Annotated in this window: 21 protein-coding genes; 15 read left to right on the top strand and 6 right to left on the bottom strand. The window is 70.6% G+C overall.

Features of this window, described 5'->3' with window-relative positions; translation table 11 throughout:
• Positions 1 to 36: 36 nt before the first annotated feature.
• Positions 37 to 648, top strand: coding sequence for a TetR/AcrR family transcriptional regulator (locus tag ACWIDW_RS09550; RefSeq protein ID WP_454124806.1), 612 nt, complete (start codon positions 37 to 39; stop codon positions 646 to 648).
• Here ACWIDW_RS09550 and ACWIDW_RS09555 read toward each other — a convergent pair.
• Positions 645 to 1,631 (bottom strand): o-succinylbenzoate synthase, encoded by a 987-nt coding sequence (locus ACWIDW_RS09555; protein WP_454124808.1) that lies wholly within the window; start codon positions 1,629 to 1,631, stop codon positions 645 to 647. The two genes, ACWIDW_RS09550 and ACWIDW_RS09555, sit on opposite strands and share 4 nt — an antisense overlap.
• A 104-nt stretch (positions 1,632 to 1,735) precedes the next feature.
• Between ACWIDW_RS09555 and ACWIDW_RS09560 the strand changes: the two genes are divergently transcribed.
• Both ACWIDW_RS09560 and ACWIDW_RS09565 read left to right on the top strand, forming a co-directional pair.
• Positions 1,736 to 2,071 carry a PadR family transcriptional regulator gene (locus ACWIDW_RS09560; RefSeq protein ID WP_454124810.1) on the top strand — a complete coding sequence of 112 codons (336 nt, stop codon included), beginning with the start codon at positions 1,736 to 1,738 and terminating at the stop codon, positions 2,069 to 2,071.
• A 1-nt stretch (position 2,072) separates the two neighbouring features.
• Positions 2,073 to 3,029 (top strand): permease prefix domain 1-containing protein, encoded by a 957-nt coding sequence (locus ACWIDW_RS09565; RefSeq protein ID WP_454124812.1) that lies wholly within the window; start codon positions 2,073 to 2,075, stop codon positions 3,027 to 3,029.
• A 26-nt stretch (positions 3,030 to 3,055) separates the two neighbouring features.
• Here ACWIDW_RS09565 and ACWIDW_RS09570 read toward each other — a convergent pair whose 3' ends face one another.
• Positions 3,056 to 3,751: a peptidylprolyl isomerase gene (locus ACWIDW_RS09570; RefSeq protein ID WP_454124813.1), complete on the bottom strand. Its 696-nt coding sequence runs from the start codon at positions 3,749 to 3,751 to the stop codon at positions 3,056 to 3,058.
• A 70-nt stretch (positions 3,752 to 3,821) separates the two neighbouring features.
• Here ACWIDW_RS09570 and ACWIDW_RS09575 point away from each other — a divergent pair, with 70 nt between their 5' ends.
• The 8 genes from ACWIDW_RS09575 to ACWIDW_RS09610 all read left to right on the top strand — a co-directional run bounded on the left by ACWIDW_RS09575 (position 3,822) and on the right by ACWIDW_RS09610 (position 11,870).
• The gene (locus tag ACWIDW_RS09575; RefSeq protein ID WP_454124815.1) at positions 3,822 to 4,733 is read left to right on the top strand and encodes a 1,4-dihydroxy-2-naphthoyl-CoA synthase; all 912 of its coding nucleotides are present in this window, start codon (positions 3,822 to 3,824) and stop codon (positions 4,731 to 4,733) included.
• On the top strand, positions 4,733 to 5,848 hold the full coding sequence (locus ACWIDW_RS09580) for an AMP-binding protein (protein WP_454124817.1): 1,116 nt from the start codon (positions 4,733 to 4,735) through the stop codon (positions 5,846 to 5,848). Before ACWIDW_RS09575 ends, ACWIDW_RS09580 begins: the two co-directional genes overlap by 1 nt.
• A gap of 593 nt (positions 5,849 to 6,441) precedes the next feature.
• Positions 6,442 to 7,656: a sensor histidine kinase gene (locus ACWIDW_RS09585; RefSeq protein WP_454124819.1), complete on the top strand. Its 1,215-nt coding sequence runs from the start codon at positions 6,442 to 6,444 to the stop codon at positions 7,654 to 7,656.
• 27 nt (positions 7,657 to 7,683) lie between these two features.
• A complete protein-coding gene (locus tag ACWIDW_RS09590; protein ID WP_454124821.1) occupies positions 7,684 to 8,319 on the top strand; it encodes a response regulator in 636 nt (211 codons plus the stop codon).
• Between the two features lie 102 nt (positions 8,320 to 8,421).
• Positions 8,422 to 9,183, top strand: coding sequence for an ABC transporter ATP-binding protein (locus ACWIDW_RS09595; RefSeq protein ID WP_454124822.1), 762 nt, complete (start codon positions 8,422 to 8,424; stop codon positions 9,181 to 9,183).
• A gap of 80 nt (positions 9,184 to 9,263) precedes the next feature.
• Positions 9,264 to 10,649 carry an FtsX-like permease family protein gene (locus ACWIDW_RS09600; protein WP_454125305.1) on the top strand — a complete coding sequence of 462 codons (1,386 nt, stop codon included), beginning with the start codon at positions 9,264 to 9,266 and terminating at the stop codon, positions 10,647 to 10,649.
• A 22-nt stretch (positions 10,650 to 10,671) separates the two neighbouring features.
• Positions 10,672 to 11,343, top strand: a complete 672-nt coding sequence (locus ACWIDW_RS09605; protein WP_454124823.1) for a 2-phosphosulfolactate phosphatase — start codon at positions 10,672 to 10,674, stop codon at positions 11,341 to 11,343.
• A gap of 152 nt (positions 11,344 to 11,495) precedes the next feature.
• Positions 11,496 to 11,870: a DUF3054 domain-containing protein gene (locus ACWIDW_RS09610; protein ID WP_454124824.1), complete on the top strand. Its 375-nt coding sequence runs from the start codon at positions 11,496 to 11,498 to the stop codon at positions 11,868 to 11,870.
• Between the two features lie 6 nt (positions 11,871 to 11,876).
• Here ACWIDW_RS09610 and ACWIDW_RS09615 read toward each other — a convergent pair whose 3' ends face one another.
• From ACWIDW_RS09615 to ACWIDW_RS09630, 4 genes are all read right to left on the bottom strand, one after another.
• On the bottom strand, positions 11,877 to 12,365 hold the full coding sequence (locus ACWIDW_RS09615) for a SprT-like domain-containing protein (protein WP_454124826.1): 489 nt from the start codon (positions 12,363 to 12,365) through the stop codon (positions 11,877 to 11,879).
• Between the two features lie 34 nt (positions 12,366 to 12,399).
• The gene (locus tag ACWIDW_RS09620; protein WP_454124828.1) at positions 12,400 to 12,930 is read right to left on the bottom strand and encodes a hypothetical protein; all 531 of its coding nucleotides are present in this window, start codon (positions 12,928 to 12,930) and stop codon (positions 12,400 to 12,402) included.
• A 105-nt stretch (positions 12,931 to 13,035) separates the two neighbouring features.
• Entirely contained in the window at positions 13,036 to 13,905 is an 870-nt protein-coding gene (locus ACWIDW_RS09625; protein WP_454124829.1) for a spermidine synthase, read from the bottom strand.
• A gap of 70 nt (positions 13,906 to 13,975) precedes the next feature.
• A complete protein-coding gene (locus tag ACWIDW_RS09630) occupies positions 13,976 to 15,214 on the bottom strand; it encodes an LCP family protein (RefSeq protein WP_454124830.1) in 1,239 nt (412 codons plus the stop codon).
• A 162-nt stretch (positions 15,215 to 15,376) separates the two neighbouring features.
• Between ACWIDW_RS09630 and ACWIDW_RS09635 the strand changes: the two genes are divergently transcribed.
• From ACWIDW_RS09635 to ACWIDW_RS09650, 4 genes are all read left to right on the top strand, one after another.
• Positions 15,377 to 17,053 carry an ABC transporter substrate-binding protein gene (locus tag ACWIDW_RS09635; protein WP_454124832.1) on the top strand — a complete coding sequence of 559 codons (1,677 nt, stop codon included), beginning with the start codon at positions 15,377 to 15,379 and terminating at the stop codon, positions 17,051 to 17,053.
• Positions 17,054 to 17,172: 119 nt separating this feature from the next.
• On the top strand, positions 17,173 to 18,177 hold the full coding sequence (locus ACWIDW_RS09640; RefSeq protein WP_454124834.1) for an ABC transporter permease: 1,005 nt from the start codon (positions 17,173 to 17,175) through the stop codon (positions 18,175 to 18,177).
• A complete protein-coding gene (locus tag ACWIDW_RS09645; protein ID WP_454124836.1) occupies positions 18,177 to 19,124 on the top strand; it encodes an ABC transporter permease in 948 nt (315 codons plus the stop codon). Before ACWIDW_RS09640 ends, ACWIDW_RS09645 begins: the two co-directional genes overlap by 1 nt.
• Positions 19,121 to 20,866 (top strand): ABC transporter ATP-binding protein, encoded by a 1,746-nt coding sequence (locus tag ACWIDW_RS09650; protein WP_454124838.1) that lies wholly within the window; start codon positions 19,121 to 19,123, stop codon positions 20,864 to 20,866. Before ACWIDW_RS09645 ends, ACWIDW_RS09650 begins: the two co-directional genes overlap by 4 nt.
• The last annotated feature ends 11 nt before the right edge of the window (positions 20,867 to 20,877 follow it).

The raw sequence follows: 20,877 nt of genomic DNA on the forward strand, positions 1-20,877 counted from the left end.
GCCGGATGCTGTGCGCCCGATGTGAAGGAGGAGTCGATGTCGACGACGCGGAGCCGTGAGAACACCCGCGCGCGCCTGCTCGAGGCGGCCGCGCAGGTGTTCGCCGAGGTCGGTCTCGAGGGGGCCACCGTCGAGGCGGTCTGCGAGCGCGCCGGATTCACCCGCGGCGCGTTCTATTCGAACTTCGAGTCGAAGGACGCGCTGTTCCTCGAGCTCGCGGCATCGGTCGGCGAGGCCCGCCTGCAGGCCGTCCGCGAGCGCGTCTCGGCCCTCGTCGGCCAGAACGCCATCGACGACTGCGACCCGGCCGATCTCGTGCAGCAGATCATGGATTCCGGGGCCGATGACCGCATGGGCGTGATGATGATGAGCGAGATCCGCATCCGCGCGCTGCGCGACCCGTCGTTTGCCGCGGCCTACCTCGCGCAGGAGAACGAGATGATGCAGAGCATCGTCGCGATCATCCAGGACATCGTCGACTCCGGGCAGATCACCCTGCGCATCGATGCGGAAGCGGCGGCCCGGCTGCTGATGATCGTGTGGGAGGGGATGAGCGTGCGCAGCGCCATGAACGGCGACGATTCCCACCGACTGCGCCGCGCGGGCAGCGAGGCCCTCGGCCGGATGGTCGAGCTGATCCGGGTCTAGTCGTCGCCGCGGGCAGCCAGCACCGCGTGGCAGCGCCCGAGACGAGCCAGCCACCACTCGCGTCGGTCGTCCGGTGCGTTCAGGCGCGTCAGCGCATCGGCATGCGGAGTCACTCGCGCGGCCGACACCGACCCGCCGACCGGGCGGGCGTCGGCGACGTCATCGACGAACAGCGAGGCGGTGCCGAGCCCGCAGTCGAACTCGAGTGCGGGGAGGGATGCCGCGAGCGCGGCCCCCTGCGACAGGCCCACTGCGGTGTCGAGCGCGCTCGAGACGACAGCGGGCAGGCCGGCCTGCGCGACGATGTCGAGCGCTCGCCGGATGCCGCCGAGCGGCTGAGCCTTGATGACGACGAGGTCCGCGGCGCCGGCGCGGGCGACCGCCAGTGGGTCGTCGGCCTTGCGGATGCTCTCGTCGGCGGCGATCGGGATGCCCATGTGCTTCACGCGTCGACGCAGATCCGCGAGCTCGTCGACCGACGCGCAGGGCTGCTCGGCGTACTCCAGATCGAATTCGGCCAGGGCGTGGATCGCGCGCTCGGCCTCGTCGACGTTCCAGCCGGCGTTCGCGTCGATGCGGATCCGGCCCTCGGGTCCCATCTGCTCGCGCACGGCGCGCACGCGGGCGATGTCGTCGGCGAGCACCTGGCCGTGTTCGGCCACCTTCACCTTGGCGGTGCGGCATCCGTCGAACCTGGCGAGCACCTCCGGCACGCGCGCCGCCTCGACGGCGGGCACGGTGGCGTTGACCGGGATCCGGTCGCGAAGAGCTGCGGGCTGCTCGTGCCAGGCGAAGTCGATGGCCGCGGCGAGCCAGGTCGCGGCCTCGGCATCCGCGTACTCGACGAAGGGGGAGAACTCGGCCCAGCCCTGCGGACCTTCGAACAGCACCGCCTCGCGCACGTCCACCCCGCGGAAGCGGGTGTTCATCGGCAGGGCGACCACCCGGGCGGTGGCGAGCAGGTCGGCGAGCGGCGGGTTCATGCGTCCATCATGCCCGCCCGGGTCTCGACCGGCAGCGTTCTCGAGACGTTGGGGTATGACTGTGCCATTGACAATGGTGTGTGTCGCACAATATAGTGACCGACATGGGCGAGAACGAGTTCGACGGTCACCTGCAGGAGCTGCGGCGCGGCACGATCGTGCTCGCCAGCCTGCAGCTGCTGCGCACACCCGGATACGGGTACGGGCTGCTCGAGCAGCTGGCATCCGCCGGTTTCCCCACCGACGCGAACACGCTCTACCCGCTGCTGCGCCGACTCGAGAAGCAGGGCTATCTCGACAGCGAGTGGAACACCGACGAGGCGCGGCCTCGCAAGTTCTACCGCACCTCCGAGGCGGGCATCCGTCTCGCCACGACACTGACTCAGGAGGTCGCGGCCATCGCCGCCGCGACCGCCGCGCTCCGCGACGAGGAGAACTGACATGACCGCCACACTGACCGACCGGTACATCGCCGCCACCGTGCGCAGCCTTCCCGCAGGGCTGCAGACCGAGGTGCGCGACGAACTGCGCGCCTCGATCGCGGATGCCGTCGATGCGCGCACCGAGAACGGTGAACCGCTCGAGCACGCCGAGCGCGCCGTGCTCACCGAGCTGGGCGACCCGGCGGCGCTCGCCGCCGGCTACGCCGACCGGCCGCTGCACCTGATCGGGCCGAAGTACTACCTGACCTGGTGGCGGCTGCTGAAGATCCTGCTCGCCGTCGTGCCCGCCTGCGCAGCCGGGGGAGTCGCGATCGCGCAGGCGCTGGCGGGTGCCGGCATCGGCGAGATCATCGGCCAGGTCGTGGTTGTGGTGCTGTCGGTGATCGTGCACGTGTCGTTCTGGACGACGCTGGTGTTCTTCGTGCTCGAGCTCACGGGCGCCGACACCGGCGTGAAGTGGAGCGTCGACCAGCTGCCCGAAGACGCGCACGACGGCACGGGTCGCGCCGACCTGATCGTCTCGCTCGTCATGCTCGCGCTGTTCGCGGGAGCGGTGCTGTGGGATCAGCTGCGCGGCTGGGCACCGTCAGATGGTGCACCGCTGTCGATCCTGAACCCCGAGCTGTGGCCCTGGGGCATCGGCGCTCTGCTCGTTCTGCTGGTCGCCGAGGCGGCTCTTGCCGTCGCCGTCTACGCCCGCGGGCACTGGACGATGATCTTCGCCTGGATGAACGCGGCGCTCGCCGCCGTCGTGATGGTGCTCGGACTGACCGCTCTCGTGCAGGGGGCGCTGTACAACCCGCGCTTCGTCGACGAGGTGTTCGCAGGCAACGGCGTGAATGACGATGCGCTGATGGTGCTCGCGGTGCTCACCGGCTTCGCGATCGTGGGCATCACGCTCGGCGACATGATCGACGGCTGGCGCAAGGCCGCCCGCGCCCGCCTCGCCGTCTGAGCGCGGCGGGGCGGCGGAGGCCGGGGTCAGCCCGTCATGACGCTCTCGATCACGACGGGCGTCTTCGGTGCCCCGTCGGATCCGCCGTTGACGGTGCCGGCGGCGGCGACGTCGGCCACGACCGCGGTGGATGCCTCGTCGAGGTGACCGAACACGGTGTAGTCAGGCGCCAGCCGGCTGTCGGCGTAGACGATGAAGAACTGCGAGCCGTTCGTGTCGGGGCCGGCGTTCGCCATCGCGAGCGTGCCGGCCTCATACGTCTCGGAGCCGTCGAGCTCGTCGGCGAACGAGTAGCCGGGGCCGCCCGTTCCCGTCGCGCTCGGGTCGCCGCACTGCAGCACGAAGATGCCGTCGGTGGTGAGGCGGTGGCAGGTGGTGCCGTCGAAGTAACCCTGCTCGGCGAGCGAGAGGAAGCTGTTCACGGTGCACGGCGTCTTCGCCGCGTCGAGCGTCATCTTCAGCTCGCCGACGCCCGTCGCGACGCTGACAGGCACCTCGTCGGTCTCGGTGGGTTCGGCCGAGGGGGTCTCGACGTCCTTCGACGCGGGGCGGCCGCCGGTCGGGTACGAACAGGTTCCGGATGCGTCCGTCGCCGACGACGGAGCGGGGGCCGATGAGCTCGGCTCTGCGGCATCCGGATTCGACGCGCAGCCCGTCAGGGCGAGCGCCGCGGCGGCGGTGAGGGCGAGCACGGAACGGCGAAGGCGAGTTGTCAGGCGCACGCCACGATCGTACGCGAGCCGGCCGTGCGAGCCGGACGAGCGGACCCTCAGGGTGATTAGGCTGAGAGCCGTGACCGCCGACTTCGTCTCTGACATCTTCGACCCGTCCGAGTGGCAGCTCGCCCCCGGTGCCGAGGACTACACCGACATCACCGCGCACGTGTCGCGCGATGGAGGCGTCGCGCGCATCGCGTTCGACCGGCCCGAGGTGCGCAACGCGTTCCGCCCGCACACGGTCGACGAGCTGTACCGCGCGCTCGACATCGCCCGGCAGGATCCCCGCATCGGCGCCGTGCTGCTCACCGGCAACGGCCCGAGTCCGAAGGACGGCGGCTGGGCGTTCTGCTCGGGCGGCGACCAGCGCATCCGCGGCCGCGACGGGTACAAGTACAGCGACTCCACGACGGAGGTGCACGACACCGCGCGCGCCGGGCGCCTGCACATCCTCGAGGTGCAGCGGCTGATCCGCTTCATGCCGAAGGTCGTCATCGCGGTCGTGCCCGGCTGGGCCGCCGGCGGCGGGCACTCGCTGCACGTCGTGTGCGATCTGACGATCGCGAGCGCCGAGCACGGCCGGTTCAAGCAGACGGATGCCGATGTCGGCAGCTTCGACGCCGGGTACGGCTCGGCGTACATGGCGCGCCAGACCGGACAGAAGATCGCGCGCGAGGTGTTCTTCCTGGCCGAGGAGTACTCGGCGCAGCGCGCCTACGAGATGGGCGCCGTCAACCGGGTCGTGCCGCACGTCGAGCTCGAGCGCGAGGCGCTGGCGATGGCGCGCACGATCCTGACCAAGTCGCCCACCGCCATCCGGATGCTGAAGTTCGCCTTCAACGCTGTCGACGATGGACTCGTCGGCCAGCAGGTGTTCGCCGGCGAGGCCACCCGCCTCGCGTACGGCACCGACGAGGCGGTCGAGGGGCGCGACTCGTTCCTGCAGAAGCGCGACCCGGACTGGTCGCCCTTCCCGTATCACTTCTGATGAGACTGCGTCCGGTCGAGAGCGCCGATCCCGGCGCGGTGCGGGATGCCCTGCCCGCCGCGCTCGACGGCGCTCGCCCGCTCGCCCTCGGCTTCGACCCTGCACCCGATGACATCGTGCCGGCGGGTACCGCCGTCGTCATCGCGACATCGGGATCCAGCGGCATCCCCAAACGCGTGGTGCTCAGCGCCGCCGCCCTGCGCGCGAGCGCCGAGGCGACCGCGGTGCGGATCGGTTCGGGGCAGTGGATGCTCGCGCTGCCCGCCGGGTACATCGCGGGCGTGCAGGTGCTCGGGCGCTCGCTGCTCGCGGGCCTGGTGCCCGTGCTGCTGGAGGGCCGGTTCACCCCGGATGCCTTCGTGCATGCCACGTCGGCGATGAGCGGTGACGGGTTCACCTCGTTGGTGCCCGCGCAGCTGGCGACGCTGCTCGACGCGGCGGACTCCCGTGCGGCCGTGCGCGACGCGCTCGCCGCATACCGGGCGATCCTCGTCGGCGGGCAGGCTCTGCCCGAGTCGATGCGCGAGCGCGCGTCCGGTGCGGGCGCGCGGATCGTACGCACCTACGGCTCGAGTGAGACCGCAGGCGGGTGCGTCTACGACGGCATGCCGCTCGACGGCGTGCGCCTGACGGCGGTCGACGGCGAGGTGCGCATCAGCGGACCGATGCTCGCCGACGGCTACCTGGGTGACGACCCACTCACCGCACGCGCCTTCACGAACGACATGCACGGCACCCGCTGGTACCGCACGGGAGACGCGGGCACGCTCGCGCCGGACGGACGCCTCACCGTCACCGGCCGCGTCGACAACGTGATCGTCTCCGGCGGCATCAACGTGTCGCTCGATCGGGTCGAGCGCGTCGTGCGCAGCATCCCGGGGCTGGAGCATGCGGTTATCGTCGGTGTCCCGGATGAACGCTGGGGTGAGGCATCCGTCATCTTCGCCGACGTGGCAGCCGACGACGCGCGGCGCCTGCTCGACGCCGCCCGCGCCCGAGTCGAGGTCGAGATCGGCCGGCACGCCAGGCCCGCACGTCTCGAGACCGGGAACGTGCCGCTGCTGGCATCCGGCAAACCCGACCGGCAGGCGCTGCGCCGGATGGCGCGGGACTGACCGCGTGCCCCGACGCCCGGGTCGCGCGCCGGCGCACGCCGGCTGGTCCCGAATGGCGGCGTCGGATGCCGGGAGGCGACCATTCGGGCCCGCTCGGCAACTCGCAGGGGCCCGGGAGCACGCCGGCTGGTCCCGAATGGCTGCGTCGGATGCCGGGAGGCGACCATTCGGGCCCGCTCGGCAACTCGCAGGGGCCCGGGCGCACGCCGGCTGGTCCCATATGGCGGCGTCGTATGCCGGGAGGCGACCACTCGGGCCCGCTCGGCAACTCGCAGGGGCTGGGGAGCACGCCGGCTGGTCCCATATGGCGGCGTCGGATGCCGGGAGGCGGCCACTCGGGCCCACTCGGCAACTCGCAGGGGCCCGGGAGCACGCCGGCTGGTTCCGAATGGCTGCGTCGGATGCCGGGAGGCGACCACTCGGGCCCACTCGGCAACTCGCAGGGGCCCGGGAGCACGCCGGCTGGTCCCGAATGGCTGCGTCGGATGCGTGGATGCGGCCACTCGGGCCCACTTGGCTGCCCTGCGCAGCGACGATCCGGGATACATCTGCAGACGGACGCGCCTCGCCACGCCCTCCCGTAGCGTGAAGGGGTGATCCGCCGCATCCCGACGACCTGGCTCGTGCTCGACATCGTCGGCGCGGTCGTCGGCGCGCTGGTCACGATCCCGCTGTCGCTGGCCTTCAGCACGGGGCAGCTCAGCTTCTGGCTGCCTGAGATGTCGGCGACGCTCATGCTCGTCGTCACGTCGCTGCTGATCTGGGGAGCCGCGGCGGTCAGCCGGCTGTCACCCCCGATAGCCCTCATCCTCGCCTGGGCGGGCGCCCTTCTGCAGATGGGAGCCGGCCTTTCCCCGCTGCCGATGGACATCGCGATCTTCGGGGTGCTGTTCGCGACGTCGGCGTGGGGCACGAAGCGGATGCTCTGGCTCGGCGGCGCCTCTGCTCTCGGCGGCGGCATCCTCGGCGGACTGTACATCGGCCTGATGCAGTACGACCTCGCCGTGGTCACCGCCCCCGCCCAGCTCGAGATCCGCCTGCTGCTGCTCAGCGTCACGATGGGGCTCACGATCCTGCTGTCGCTGGCCCTGTCGTGGGGCGCCGGTCTGCTGTGGCGGCTGGTGCGGCAGAGCAGCGCGAACCGCGAGGCGCAGCAGCGCGCCGAGAGGGCCGCCGCCGAAGAGCAGGAGCGGGTGCGCATCGCCCGCGACATGCACGACATCGTCGCGCACTCCCTCGCCGTCGTCATCGCGCAGTCCGACGGGGCGCGCTACGCCGCGGCCGCGAAGCCCGAGCTCGCGCAGGAGGCGCTGGTCACGATCGCGCAGACTGCGCGGTCGGCGCTGTCGGACGTGCGGATGCTGCTCACCCAGCTGCGACATCGGCAGGGAGACGGTCCGCAGCCGACGCTCGCCGACCTCGAAGCGCTGTTCGCCCAGGTGCGTCACGCCGGCGTCGAGCCGCGGGTGACGGTCGACCCGATGCCGCCGAGCGAGCCGCCGGGAGCGATCCAGCTCGCCGTGTACCGAATCCTGCAGGAGGCGCTCACCAACGCCATCCGCCACGGTGGCCGAGACGTCGATGTGCGTCTGTCGTGGTTCCCGGATCGGGTCGATATCGTCGTGCGCAACCACATCCCGCCGTCGAAGCAGGCCGTCCCGGGAGCCCCGCCCGCGAATCCCGGTGGGCACGGACTCATCGGCATGCGCGAGCGCGCGCAGTTGGTCGGCGGGTGGATCACGGTGCAACATGAGCCGACCCGGTTCACGGTGCGCGCTACGCTTCCGATCGGCCCCTCGGCGAACTGAGTGGCCGACGACGACCAGGAGGTCCGGATGATCAGGGTCGCGCTGGTCGACGATCAGGCGCTGTTCCGCGCGGGAGTGCGGATGCTCGTCTCGTCGCAGCCCGACATGGACGTCGTCGGCGAAGCCGGCGACGGCCGTGAGGCGCTCGAGGTCATCGGCCGCACCCGTCCCGACGTGGTGCTGATGGACATCCGGATGCCCGTGATGGACGGACTGACGGCCACCGCCGAGCTGCTGGCCCAGCCCGACCCGCCGCGGGTCGTCATGCTCACCACCTTCGACCTCGACGAGGCGGCGGCGCGGGCGATCCAGCGCGGAGCCAGCGGCTTCCTGCTCAAGGACGCCGATCCCGAGTTCCTGCTCGCAGCCATCCGCACAGTCGAGTCCGGATCGAGTGTGATCGCGGCATCCGCCACCCGCGAACTGTTCGCGCACTTCACCCCCGAGACGAAACCGGTGCCCCCGGAGTACGCCGATCTCACCGACCGCGAGCGCGAGATCTTCGCCCTTGCCGCACGGGGGCTGTCGAACTCCGAGATCGCCGCGCGCGAGTTCCTCAGCGAAGCGACCGTGAAGACGCACATCAGCCGCATCCTCGGCAAGCTGCGCCTGCGCGACCGGGTGCAGCTGGTGGTGTTCGCCTTCGAGCACGGCCTGGCCTGACCCGACGTGCGCCGACGGCCGCCGCAGATCATCCTCTCGATGTATCCGGATGCCACCCTCGGGCCGATGTGCCGGGGCGGGCGCGGAAAATAGCGTCGAAGCATGCAGATCACGACCTCGGACCTCGGCCTCGCCGCACGCGTCCAGCACCTCACCAAGACCTACGGGGCGGGCGCCGCGGGCGTCCGCGCGCTCGACGACGTCAGCGTCGGCATCCGGCGCGGCCAGTTCACCGCGATCATGGGCCCGTCCGGATCGGGCAAGTCCACGCTCATGCACATCATGGCCGGGCTGGACGCACCCACCGAGGGTCGCGCCTGGATCGGCGACACCGAGATCACCGGCCTCGGCGACCTCGAGATGACCGTTCTGCGCCGCCGGCGCGTGGGGTTCATCTTCCAGGCGTTCAACCTCGTGCCGACCCTCGACGCCCTCGGCAACATCCTGCTGCCGTTCGAGCTCGACGGGCGCCGGCCGACGGCCATCGAACGGGCGCGCGTCGAGGGACTCGTCGAGCGCCTCGGGCTGGCATCCCGCCTCACCCACCGCCCGCACGAGCTCTCGGGCGGCCAGCAGCAGCGCGTCGCGATCGCCCGCGCGCTCGCCACCGCACCCGACCTCGTGTTCGCCGACGAGCCCACCGGAAACCTCGACTCGCGCAGCGGACGCGAGGTGCTCGGGCTGCTCGCGAACGCGAGCCGCGAGCACGGCCAGTCGATCGCGATGGTCACGCACGACGCCATCGCCGCCAGCCACGCCGACCGTGTGCTGTTCCTCGGCGACGGCCGCATCACCGCCGATCACCCGAAGCAGACCGCCGAGCAGATCGCCGCGCACATGCTCGCCGCGGAGGTGGCGGCGTGAGCGCGCCCGCAGCGACGATGTCGCCTCTCGAGCAGAACCGCCCGGCCGCGGGCCGCCTCCGCTGGCTGCGCGAGCGGGGGATGGGAGCGAGCATCCTGGTGTCGGCGCTCGCCGCCGCCTTCGGCGTGATCCTCGTCGAGGTGACCGCCTACATCGGCGTGGTGCTGCAGTCCGACCCGTTCATCGGCGACAGCGAGGTGCTCGCGATCGTCGTGTCCATCCTGTCGGTGCTGCTGGTCGGGGTCGCGATGTACGTGGCGGCGATCGTCACCGCGAACACCTTCTCGACGATCATCGCCGGCCGCACCCGGCGCATCGCTCTGCTGCGCCTGATCGGCGCCTCAGCCCGCTCGCAGCGTGCCGAGGTCACCGGACAGGGGTTCGTGGTCGGCCTGATCGGCGCGGGAATCGGTCTGGTGATCGGCGTCGGCTTCTCGGCAGTCGGGATGCTGGTCGGCGATGCCGTGCTGGCCGGCGCTCCGGCCGACGTCACCCTCGTGCAGCCCGGCGTGCTCTTCCCCGTGGTCGGTGTCGCGCTGACGACCTGGCTGGCGGCCTGGATCGGATCGCGCCGAGTGCTCACCGTCACACCCTTGCAGGCGCTCGGCGGCTCGGTCGAGCGCACGCACGACGAGGAGGCGAGCCGGCGCGGCAAGCACGTCGGAGCCCTGGTGCTGATCGTGGCCGGAGTGGCGCTGCTCGTCGCGGGTGTGCTGCTCGGTCTCGTCACACCGCTCGGCGTGGTCGTGGCGTTCTTCGGCGGACTGTTCTCGTTCACCGGCCTGGCGACCGCGTCGCCGCTGTTCATGCCGCCCGTGCTGCGCCTGGTCGGGCGTCTCTTCGGCACCGGGCCGACCGCCCGACTCGCGGCGGAGAACGCGCTGCGGCATCCCGAGCGGTCGAGCCGCATGGCGATCGGCGTGGTCATGGGTGTGGCGCTCGTGACGATGTTCGCCGTCGCTCTCGAGTCGGTGAAGGCGCTGCTGCTGCGCCAGAGCGAAGGAGAGTTCGTCGAGGGGTTCTTCGCCCCGATGGACGCGTTCGCGAGCATCATGATGGTGCTGGTCGCCGTGTCGGCGGTGATCGCGGCCGTCGGCCTGGTCAACCTGCTCACCATCGGGGTGGTGCAGCGCCGCCGCGAGCTGGGGCTGCTGCGCGCGATCGGCCTGACCTCCACGCAGGTGCGCCGGATGGTGCTGCTCGAGGCCGTGCACATCACGGTCGCCGCGACTCTCACCGGCCTCGTGCTCGGTGTGGCCTACGGCTGGATCGCCGCGCAGTCGCTGCTCGGATCGGTGCCGGTGCTGCCCGACTTCGAGCCGGCCGGGCTCGTGTACCCGGCGGTGCCGTGGATCCCCGTGGCGATCATCGTCGCCGCGACCGCCGTGCTGACCGTCGTCGCCGCCGTGACTCCGACTCGGCTGGCGACCCGGGTGGCTCCGGTCGAGGCGCTCGCCGCCGACTGAGCTCCCGGATTAGGCTTGGCGGATGCCTTCCCCGTTCGACCAGTCCTCGTACCAGGTGCGCCTCGACTGGGGAGCGCAGGGGCTCGCCCGCCTCGCGCCCGCCGACGTCGTGATCGTCGTCGACGTGCTCCGCTTCTCGTCCACACTCGCCGACGCGGTGGCGGCCGGGCAGCGGATCGCGCTGACGGATGCCGTGTCGTGGTCGACGAACGGCGCGGCGGTCGCCTCGGCGGCGGCTGCTCCGGATGCCCGTCCCGCGACCGTCCTGGTCGGCGGCATCCGCAACGCGGCGGCCACCGCGCACGCGGTGATGAGCGTGCAGGAGAGCCAGGGCGCGCGCGCTTCGGTGTCGATCATCGCGGCGGGCGAGCTCGCACCCACCGGCGAGCTGCGCTTCGCGGTGGAGGATCAGCTCGGCGCCGGGGCGATCATCGCCGCTCTGTGCGACCTCGGCATCGACCACTCGTCGCCCGAGGCGGCTGCGGCGGCCGAGGCGTTCCGCGCGCTGAGGCCGGGGCTGCGGCACATGCTCATCGGCAGCGGCTCCGGTCGCGAGCTGGTCTCCGGCGTGGCATCCACTGCCCGCATGGAGGCTGCCGGTGTGCGCCCGACGACCACGGCCGAGGCGGCGGAACTGGATGCCGTCGACACCGTCCCCGTGCTGCGCGAAGGCGTGTTCGAGCAGTTCAGCTGACCGGGCCGTCGGCGATCTCAGGCCGTTCGGTCGTGGCCGGCGTGTCGCGGGAGCGGCTCGCCGCGGGCATCCGGTTCGGTCTGGGATTCCCGACACGCAGGAGCCGCGCGCGCCATCGGCGGCGCCGACATGCGGCGGCATAGGGTCGGAGTATGAGGTTTCTCCCCGCGGTCATCGTCGACGCCGTGTTCGTGCTCGTGTTCGCGGCGATCGGCCGGGCATCGCACGACGAGAATCCGCTCGGATTCCTGCTCACGGCGTGGCCGTTCCTCATCGCGCTCGTCGTCGGGCACGCCCTCGCGGCGCTCGTTCCCGCCCGCCCGCAGCGACCGTGGTCGCTCGGCTGGGGCGTGATCGTCTGGATCGTGACGGTGGCCGGCGGGATGCTGCTGCGCATCGCCGCCGGCGACACCGCCGAGACCCCGTTCATCATCGTCGCCTCGCTGGTGCTCGCCGCCCTGCTGCTCGGCTGGCGGCTGATCGCCCTTCTCGCGCGACGCTACCGCTCATCGCGGCCCGCGGACTGAACCCGCTCAGCGGGGCAGCTGCGCCGCGAGCCGATCGGCGTCGGTGATCTCGCGACGGCGCCACTCGAACAGGAAGCGCCGGTCGAAGCGGCGAGAGCACTTCGCGCACGACGTCTCGCGCGCGGGGCGGCGATGACGATATGCGACGTGACCCGCGGGGCACCGCCCGATCCACGGGGCGAGCTCGGTCGCCGTCTCGCCCTGGTGAGTGGCGCCGCCGACGTAGCCCAGCGACCGGGCGACTCGCTTCCACGCCGGGCCGTGCCCGGCCGCGTGACCCGCCAGGGCGTGCGCGACCTCGTGCAGCAGGGTCTGATGGATCTCGTCGTCGTCGAACCGCGCGGCCAGATAGCGCGACACCGAGATGCGTCGCCGCTGGTAGTCGCACAGCCCCGCACGGCGCTTGGCGTTGTCGAAGTCGAACGACCACGATTCGTCGAGGTGCATCCGGATCAGCGCGTCTCCCCAGACGCGGACGCGATTCAGATCGGCCATGTGATCAGAGTAAGACCAGGCGCCGACATCGGCTCTAGACGAACGCGTCGGCTTCCATCGCGCTGCGCCGCTCGGCGGCCTCGATGGCGCGCAGCGCCTTCTCGAGATCCGAGTCGTCGGCGCCTGCCTCCCGGCGCAGGAACAGCGAGCGCTTGAAGCTCTCCCGCGCCTGCTCGAAGTCGCGCACCTCGTACGCGTTCTTGCCGTGGTGCTGATGCGCGAAGGCGGCGATCCCCGCCCAGCCCTGCCCCTCGGCCTCGTTGGCGCACGTCGCGAGCTCCTGCGCCGCCGCCGCGTGCGCGCCCCGGTTCTGCAGCACGGTGGCATGCAGCACGCGGGCGCGCAGCAGGTCTTTGCGGGTGCCGGCCATGCGAGCCTGACGCACCGTCTCAGCGGCCAGCTCGAGCGCCTCGTCGAGCCGGTCGAGCACCTTCAGCAGCCAGACGCGCTCGAGCAGCACAGGCAGGCTGCGCTGGTTCTCGATCTCGGTCAGGCGGGCCAGGCACTCGCGCGGATCCACCAGTTCCCGGAGGGTTTCTGGGTCGTAACCCTGGATCAAATTCACGACTGCTGGCTCCCTTCTGCGACCGTCGTCCCAGTCTGCCTCGCCGACCTGAGAACCGGGTCGAGGCTCGCCCTGAGACGGCGGGATCGACCCGGCCCACGAGCCTCAGCGCAGGAAGATGCTCGCGTCGGGGCGGGGGGATGCCACGGCATCCGCGTCGGTGACGATCGCCGCGCCCTTCGCGAACGCCGCGACCTCGGCATCCTGGGCGATCTTCGCCGGGTGCGGGCCTGCGGCCAGCAGCCGGGGCAGCCACTCGGTCGGCATCGGCGTGCGAGACGCGGCCAGCACGAGGTTGCCGAACCGGCGGCCCTTCAGCACCTGCGTGTCGGCGAGCAGCGCGACCTCGTCGAACACGCTCATGGCCGTCGCCACCTGGCGGCGCGCGAACGCGAGGCCCGGCCCGTCGGCGATGTTCACCAGCAGCACGCCCGACGGCGCGAGCAGGTCGGCGATCTCGCGGTAGAACTCGACGCTGGTCAGGTGTGCGGGCGTCTGCGCGCCGGAGAACACGTCCGAGACGACCAGATCGCAGCGTCCGGTGAGTGCGGGCGGCAGCCGGCGCAGACCGTCGCGCGCGTCGCCGATCCGGATGCGGATCGCCGCCGACCGCGGCAGGGGCAGGTGCTCGCGCACGAGCGTCACCAGCGGGCCCTCCAGCTCGATCACCTGCTGGCGCGACCCGGGCCTTCTCGCCTCGATGTAGCGGGGGACGGTCAGGGCCCCCGCGCCGAGGTGCACGACGCTGAGCGGGGCGGATGCCGACGAGCCGAGCTGATCGATCACCGCGCCCATCCGCACGATGTACTCGAAGTGCAGGTGGGTCGGATCATCGAGGTCGACGTGCGACTGCGGCGTTCCGTCGACGATCAGCTCGAATCCGCCGGCGAACTCGCTCGGCGCCACCTCGGCGATGCCGCCGTGCTCGAGGCGCACCTGCGGGTTCGCCGCATCCCGCGCGCGTGCTCGTCCCATGCTCATCTCCTGTGTCGTGCGGTCTGTGGGGTGCAGATCGCCTGGTCGTCGTCGTGGCGAAGAATATCCGTCAGCGCCGCTTGCCACCCGAGCAGGTCTGCTGGTTCAGGTCGATGCCGCTGATCTGCTCCGACAGCACCACGCCCTCGGTCGCAGACGGGGCGGGACTCGGCGCCTCGGAGGCGGGGGCTGACGGCTCCGCGGGCGCAGCCGTCGCCTCCTCGGCGACCACACCGCCGTGATTGCTGGCCTCGCCGGTGATCTGCATCGACTCGCCGGCGCGGATCGCCGCCCACATCGGCTCCGCGGCGCTCTCGTCGGTCACGACACGGTTCGGGTCGGACGGCGCCTCGACGGTGGGCAGCTGCAGGAACTTGAACTCCTCGAACGGGACGTCCTTCAGCGCGAGTGCGAGCTGTGCGAGCCGCACCGGGTTGGCGAGATCCCTGCTGGGCTCGACGTTGTCGGCGACGACGTTCGCCAGGCGCAGCACCTTGGGCACGTCGGTGAGGGTCTCGCTGCTGAGGATCTTCTTGGCCAGACGCGACATGTACTGCTGCTGGTTCGAGATGCGGGCGAGGTCGCTGCCGTCGCCGATCCCCTTGCGCACGCGGATGAACTGCAGCGCGTCGTAACCCGACACGGTGCGCAGCCCCGGGGGCCAGTCGATCCCGGTGTCGCGGTCGCGGATGCCCGTGCCGCCGATGCAGATCTCCACGCCGCCGATCGCGTCGGTGATCTTCATGACGCCGTCGAAGCTGAGCTTCGCGGCGAAGCCGATGTCGATTCCGCTCAGCGCGGCGACCGACTTCACCACGCACGACAGCCCGGCCCGCTCGAAGACGGTGTTGATCGCCGCGGCGGACGACGCGGATGCCACCGAGCCGTCCTCCCGGGTGCACTCGGGCACCTCGAGCATCAGGTCGCGAGGCAGCGAGACGACGCTCACCTTGCGCGGTTCGGCTGAGACGTGCACGAGCAGGTTGACGTCGTTGCGGATGCCGTCTTCGCCGACGCACCGGGGACCGAGCTTCTGCGTCGACACCTCGCCGCACTCGTCCGTTCCGACGAGGAGGATCGCGAACTCGCCCGGGTACGCCGCCAGCGACGGGGGAGCGACCTCCGGTGCGTCCTCCAGATCGACCGCACCCTGATTCACGCGCAGAGTGAGGTCCGCGGCGATGAACCCGCCGATCCCGAGCGCCGAGACCGACACGACGGCGAGGCCGATGCCCAGCATCCGCAGCGCCGACCCCCATGCCGAGGGTGTGCGGTGCGGGGCGTGCTGAGCGACGGGGGTGCGCGTCATGGCATCCGACCCTACAGCGCTCACCCCGGGCCGACCCGATACCGGATCGCAACATGCGAAAGTTTGGCGATCGGCCGGGGCGCTGAGTAGCGTCAAGACATCATGTGCGGATGCGATGGGGCATCCGGTTCATGCGAGGAAGCATTCACAGAGAGGCACACCATGCTCCACAGCACCCGCAGGCGAGGCATCGCACTCGCCGCCGGCACCGCCGTCGCAGCAATGCTGCTGACCGGCTGCGTCGCCAGCCAGCGCGACGACGACAACGGCTCGAAGTCCTCCGGTGACGTCGACAGCACCTTCGTCTTCGCCGCATCATCCGACCCGCAGGGCCTCGACCCCGCGCTCGCGCAGGACGGTGAGACCTTCCGCGTCTCGCGCCAGATCTTCGAGGGACTGGTCGGCACCAAGCCCGGCACCGCAGACCCCGCCCCGCTGCTCGCCGAGTCGTGGGAGTCGTCCGAAGACGGCATGACCCACACGTTCGACCTGAAGACGGGGGTGACGTTCCACGACGGCACGCCGTTCAACGCCGAAGCCGTGTGCTTCAACTTCGACCGCTGGTACAACTGGACCGACCTGCTCGCCTCCGAGGCGCTCGGCTACTACTACAACAAGCTGTTCCGCGGCTACGCGTCGAACGCGGCCGACGCCGTCTACAAGTCGTGCACGCCCGACGGCGACGACAAGGTCACCATCGAGCTGAACAAGCCGTTCGCCGGTTTCATCGCGTCGCTGTCGCTGCCGGCGTTCAGCATCCAGAGCCCGTCGGCGCTCAAGGAGTTCAAGGCCGACGAGGTCGGCGGCACGGCTGCGGCGCCGACGCTGTCGGAGTACGCGAAAGCGCACCCCGCCGGCACCGGGCCGTTCCAATTCGACTCGTGGGCTCCGGGCGAGAACGTCACGCTCAAGGCCTTCGGCGACTACTGGGGTGAGCAGGGGCAGATCGACGAGGTCATCTTCCGCGTGATCGACGACCCGACCGCTCGGCGCCAGGCGCTCGAAGCCGGCGACATCGACGGTTACGACCTGGTCGGCCCGGCCGACACCAAGGCCCTCGAAGAGAAGGGCTTCACGATGGTGTCGCGCAAGCCGTTCACCATCCTCTACCTCGGCTTCAACCAGGCCGTGCCCGAGCTGCAGGACATCAAGGTGCGCGAGGCTCTCTCGTACGCGATCGACAAGGACGCGCTCATCAAGCAGGTGCTGCCCGAGGGCACCGAGAAGGCCACGCAGTTCGTGCCGCCGGTGGTCACCGGCTACAACAAGGACGTCACGACCTTCGAGTACGACCCCGCCAAGGCGAAGTCGATGCTCGAGGAGGCCGGGTACACGGCTGACAAGCCGCTCACGCTGACCTTCAACTACCCGGTCAACGTGTCGCGTCCGTACATGCCCAACCCCGAGCAGATCTTCACCGTGCTGGCGAAGCAGCTCGAGGAGGCGGGTGTGAAGGTCAACCCGCAGACCGACGCCTGGAGCCCGGACTACCTGGAGAAGATCTCCAGCACGCCCGACCACGGCATCCACCTGCTCGGCTGGACCGGCGACTACAACGACACCGACAACTTCGTCGGCGTCTTCTTCGGACAGCAGAGCGCGGAGTGGGGCTTCGACAACCCCGAGCTGTTCTCGGAGCTGGCGGATGCCCGTGGCATCTCGAACATCGACGACCAGACGAAGGCGTACGAGAAGATCAACGAGGATGTGGCGGAGTTCATCCCCGGCGTCCCGCTGGCGCACCCGGCACCGACGCTCGCGTTCGACAAGCGGGTGAAGAGCTACCCGGCCAGCCCGGTGAACGACGAGGTCTTCTCGGAGATCGTCCTCACCAAGTAATGCCCGCCGCGTCGTCCGCCCTCACGTGATGCGCTTCGGCAGGTTCAGCGTCCCAACCTGGGTCCCTGAGCCTGTCGAAGGGCCCGTGAGCGCGGACGACGTGCACCGACGGAGAACTCGTGCTGCGAACTATCGGCAAGCGGCTGCTGCTGCTCATCCCCACGCTCTTCGGCCTCAGCATCCTGCTGTTCGCCTGGGTCCGCGCTCTTCCCGGCGGACCCGCGGTCGCCCTGCTCGGCGAGAAGGCCACACCTTCCGCGATCGAGCAGGTCAACCAGCTGTACGGCTTCGACCGGCCGCTCATCGAGCAGTACGTCACCTGGATCGGCAGACTGCTGCAGGGTGACTTCGGCTCATCGATCGTCACCTCCCGGCCCGTCGTGGAGGAGTTCTTCCGCCGCTTCCCTGCCACGATCGAGCTCAGCGTCGCGGCGCTCATCTTCGCGGTCGGCGTGGGCATCCCGCTCGGCTACTGGGCGGCTCGCCGCCACGGCAGGTGGACCGACCACAGCGCGGTGATCTTCAGCCTGATCGGAATCACCATCCCGGTGTTCTTCCTGGCCTTCATCCTGAAGTACATCTTCGCCGTGCAGCTGGGCTGGCTGCCGTCGGACGGCCGCCAGAGCCCGCGGATCAACGCCACGCACGTGACCGGGTTCTACGTCTGGGACGGCATCATCACCGGCGAGTTCGACGCGTCGTGGGATGCCATCCTGCACCTGCTGCTGCCGGCGCTCGCGCTGGGCACCATCCCGCTGGCGATCATCGTGCGCATCACCCGGGCCAGCGTGCTCGAGGTGCAGAACGCCGACTACGTCCGCACCGGCAAGGCGAAGGGCGTGGCCCCCTCGACCCTGCGCAACCGATTCATCCTGCGCAACGCGATGCTGCCCGTGATCACCACGATCGGCCTGCAGACCGGCCTGCTGATCTCGGGCGCGGTGCTCACCGAGACGGTGTTCGCCTATCCCGGCATCGGGTCGTTCCTCGCGCAGTCGATCTTCGCGCGCGACTTCCCCGTGCTGCAGGGCTTCATCATCTTCATCGCGATCGCGTACGCGCTGATCAACCTGGCTGTCGACGTGTCGTACAGCCTGATCGATCCGAGAGTGAGGGTTCAGTGATGAGCGCAGTGCTCCCACCCGCACAGGGCGGCGAGGTGCTCGACACCGTCGCCGTCGCACAGGCCGATCTGAAGTCCGGCGGCGGCTTCTGGCACGACGTGTTCCGGCGCCTGCGACGCAATCCTGCGGCGTGGTTCGGCGCCGTGATCGTGTTGCTGTTCCTGCTGGTCGCGGCGCTCGCGCCGCTGCTCGCGCCCTATCCCGAGCGTGCGCTGCCGGGCACCGAGTACATCACCCCCACCGGCATCCCCGGCATCGGAGAGATCGACGGGTTCCCGCTCGGCCTCGACCGCTTCGGCGGCGACGTGCTGTCGAAGCTGATCTGGGGTGCGCAGGCGTCGCTGCTCGTCGGCGTGGTCTCGACCGCGCTGGGACTGGTCGGCGGCATGCTGCTCGGACTCCTGGCCGGCACGTTCGGCGGCTGGGTCGACACGCTGATCATGCGCATCGTCGACATCATCCTCTCGGTGCCCAACCTGCTGCTGGCGGTGTCGATCGCCGCGATCCTCGGGCAGACGCCGTCGGCGGTGATGATCGCCATCGGAGCATCCCAGGTGCCGATCTTCGCCCGCCTGCTGCGTGCGTCGATGCTGCAGCAGCGCTCGGCGGAGTACGTGCTCTCGGCGCAGACGCTCGGTCTCGGGCGCGGCCGCATCACCATGTCGCACGTGCTGCCGAACGCCATCGGCCCGGTCATCGTGCAGGGCACCCTGACCCTCGCCACCGCCGTCATCGACGCGGCCGCGCTGTCGTTCCTCGGTCTCGGCGGCGGACGACCCGAGACCGCCGAGTGGGGGCGGATGCTGACCTACGCGCAGAACGAGCTCGCGATCGCACCGCAGCTGGCCTTCCTGCCCGGCATCTGCATCGCCGTGACCGCGCTGGGCTTCACGCTGTTCGGCGAGGCGCTGCGCGAGGCCATGGACCCCCGGACGCGTGCGCGATGAGGAACGAGAAGATGAACACGAATCCGGATGCCGTGCGCCAGCCGCTGCTGCAGGTGTCGAACCTGGCGGTCGACTTCAGCACCATGGACGGCGTCGTGCACGCGGTCGAGGGTGTCGACCTCGAGATCGCCCCGGGCGAGACCGTCGCGATCGTCGGCGAGTCCGGCTCGGGCAAGTCGACCACGGCGATGGCCGTGATCGACCTGCTCGCCTCCGGCGGGCGGGTCACGGGCGGCAGCATCACCCTCGACGGGCGGGAGCTGGTCGGCATCTCGGAGAGCGAGATGCGCAAGATCCGCGGACGCGACATCGGCATGGTGCCGCAGGACCCGATGTCGAACCTGAATCCCGTCGCCAAGATCGGCACGCAGGTGGCCGAGACGCTGCTCGCGCACGGCCTCGCCACCCGTGGCGACGTGCAGCAGAAGGTCATCGAGGCGCTCTCGGCCGCCGGCCTGCCCGACCCCGAACGTCGTGCCAAGCAGTACCCGCACGAGCTGTCGGGCGGTCTGCGCCAGCGGGCCCTCATCGCCATCGGTCTGGCCTGCCGCCCGCGCCTGCTCATCGCCGACGAACCCACCAGTGCGCTCGACGTGACGGTGCAGCAGACGATCCTCGACCAGCTCGACGAGATGACGCGAGAGCTCGGCACCGCCGTGCTGCTGATCACGCACGATCTCGGCCTCGCCGCCGAACGCGCGCAGCGTGTGGTCGTCATGCATCGCGGGCGGGCGGTCGAGCAGGGCCCGGCGCGGCAGATCCTCGAGGATCCGCAGCACCCGTACACGCAGAGCCTGGTGAAGGCGGCGCCGTCGATCGCCGCAGCCCGCCTGCAGCCGGAGGCGTACGACGCTTCGGCAGGCTCAGCGGCCCAGGATGTCGATGGGTCCCTGAGCTTGTCGAAGGGTGCTTCGACAGGTGCTTCGACAGGCTCAGCAACCCAGGGCGGGACAGCCGACAACATCGTCGAGATCGAGGGGCTGCGCAAGGTCTACCCGATCCGCGGGCAGGCCGAGGACTTCGTCGCCGTCGACGACGTCTCGCTCGCGATCCCGCGCGGCAGGACGGTGGCGATCGTGGGGGAGTCCGGCTCGGGCAAGACCACCACGGCTCGCATGCTGCTCAAGCTCATCGAGCCGACCGCCGGCACGATCCGCTTCGAGGGCAACGACATCGCCACGCTCGACCGCGCGCAGTCGCGCGAGTTCCGCCAGCGCGTGCAGCCGGTCTTCCAGGACCCGTACTCGAGCCTGAACCCGATGTTCACCATCGAGCGGCTGATCGCCGAGCCGCTGGAGTTCTACAAGCGCGGCAACCGGGCCGAGCGCCGCGCGCGGGTGCGCACGCTGCTCGATGACGTCGCGCTGCCGCACTCGATGCTGCAGCGCTACCCGTCGGAGCTGTCGGGCGGTCAGCGTCAGCGCGTCGCCATCGCGCGGGCCCTCGCGCTCTCGCCCGACCTCATCGTCTGCGACGAGCCGGTCTCGGCGCTCGACGTGCTCGTGCAGGATCAGATCCTCACGCTGCTCGGCGACCTGCAGAAGGAGTACGGACTCAGCTATCTGTTCATCTCGCACGACCTCGCGGTGGTGCGTCTGATCAGCGACTACGTGTGCGTCATGAAGGACGGCGCGCTCGTCGAGGCGGCGAGCTCGGAGGAGATCTTCACGAACCCCCGCCATCCGTACACGCGCCGGCTGCTGGCATCCATCCCCGGCAACGAGCTGGGCATCGCGTCCTGACGCGGCGGCGG

This window comes from Microbacterium sp. NPDC055312 (genome assembly GCF_053645675.1).

Coding starts and splice junctions, on each gene's coding strand:
- ACWIDW_RS09615 (WP_454124826.1), bottom strand. CDS start 12,365: ATGGCCGATCTGAATCGCGTCCGCGTCTGGGGAGACGCGCTGATCCGG.
- ACWIDW_RS09560 (WP_454124810.1), top strand. CDS start 1,736: ATGGGCGAGAACGAGTTCGACGGTCACCTGCAGGAGCTGCGGCGCGGC.
- ACWIDW_RS09645 (WP_454124836.1), top strand. CDS start 18,177: ATGAGCGCAGTGCTCCCACCCGCACAGGGCGGCGAGGTGCTCGACACC.
- ACWIDW_RS09610 (WP_454124824.1), top strand. CDS start 11,496: ATGAGGTTTCTCCCCGCGGTCATCGTCGACGCCGTGTTCGTGCTCGTG.
- ACWIDW_RS09590 (WP_454124821.1), top strand. CDS start 7,684: ATGATCAGGGTCGCGCTGGTCGACGATCAGGCGCTGTTCCGCGCGGGA.
- ACWIDW_RS09600 (WP_454125305.1), top strand. CDS start 9,264: ATGGGAGCGAGCATCCTGGTGTCGGCGCTCGCCGCCGCCTTCGGCGTG.
- ACWIDW_RS09595 (WP_454124822.1), top strand. CDS start 8,422: ATGCAGATCACGACCTCGGACCTCGGCCTCGCCGCACGCGTCCAGCAC.
- ACWIDW_RS09565 (WP_454124812.1), top strand. CDS start 2,073: ATGACCGCCACACTGACCGACCGGTACATCGCCGCCACCGTGCGCAGC.
- ACWIDW_RS09550 (WP_454124806.1), top strand. CDS start 37: ATGTCGACGACGCGGAGCCGTGAGAACACCCGCGCGCGCCTGCTCGAG.
- ACWIDW_RS09625 (WP_454124829.1), bottom strand. CDS start 13,905: ATGGGACGAGCACGCGCGCGGGATGCGGCGAACCCGCAGGTGCGCCTC.
- ACWIDW_RS09580 (WP_454124817.1), top strand. CDS start 4,733: ATGAGACTGCGTCCGGTCGAGAGCGCCGATCCCGGCGCGGTGCGGGAT.
- ACWIDW_RS09635 (WP_454124832.1), top strand. CDS start 15,377: ATGCTCCACAGCACCCGCAGGCGAGGCATCGCACTCGCCGCCGGCACC.
- ACWIDW_RS09605 (WP_454124823.1), top strand. CDS start 10,672: ATGCCTTCCCCGTTCGACCAGTCCTCGTACCAGGTGCGCCTCGACTGG.
- ACWIDW_RS09630 (WP_454124830.1), bottom strand. CDS start 15,214: ATGACGCGCACCCCCGTCGCTCAGCACGCCCCGCACCGCACACCCTCG.
- ACWIDW_RS09650 (WP_454124838.1), top strand. CDS start 19,121: ATGAGGAACGAGAAGATGAACACGAATCCGGATGCCGTGCGCCAGCCG.
- ACWIDW_RS09555 (WP_454124808.1), bottom strand. CDS start 1,631: ATGAACCCGCCGCTCGCCGACCTGCTCGCCACCGCCCGGGTGGTCGCC.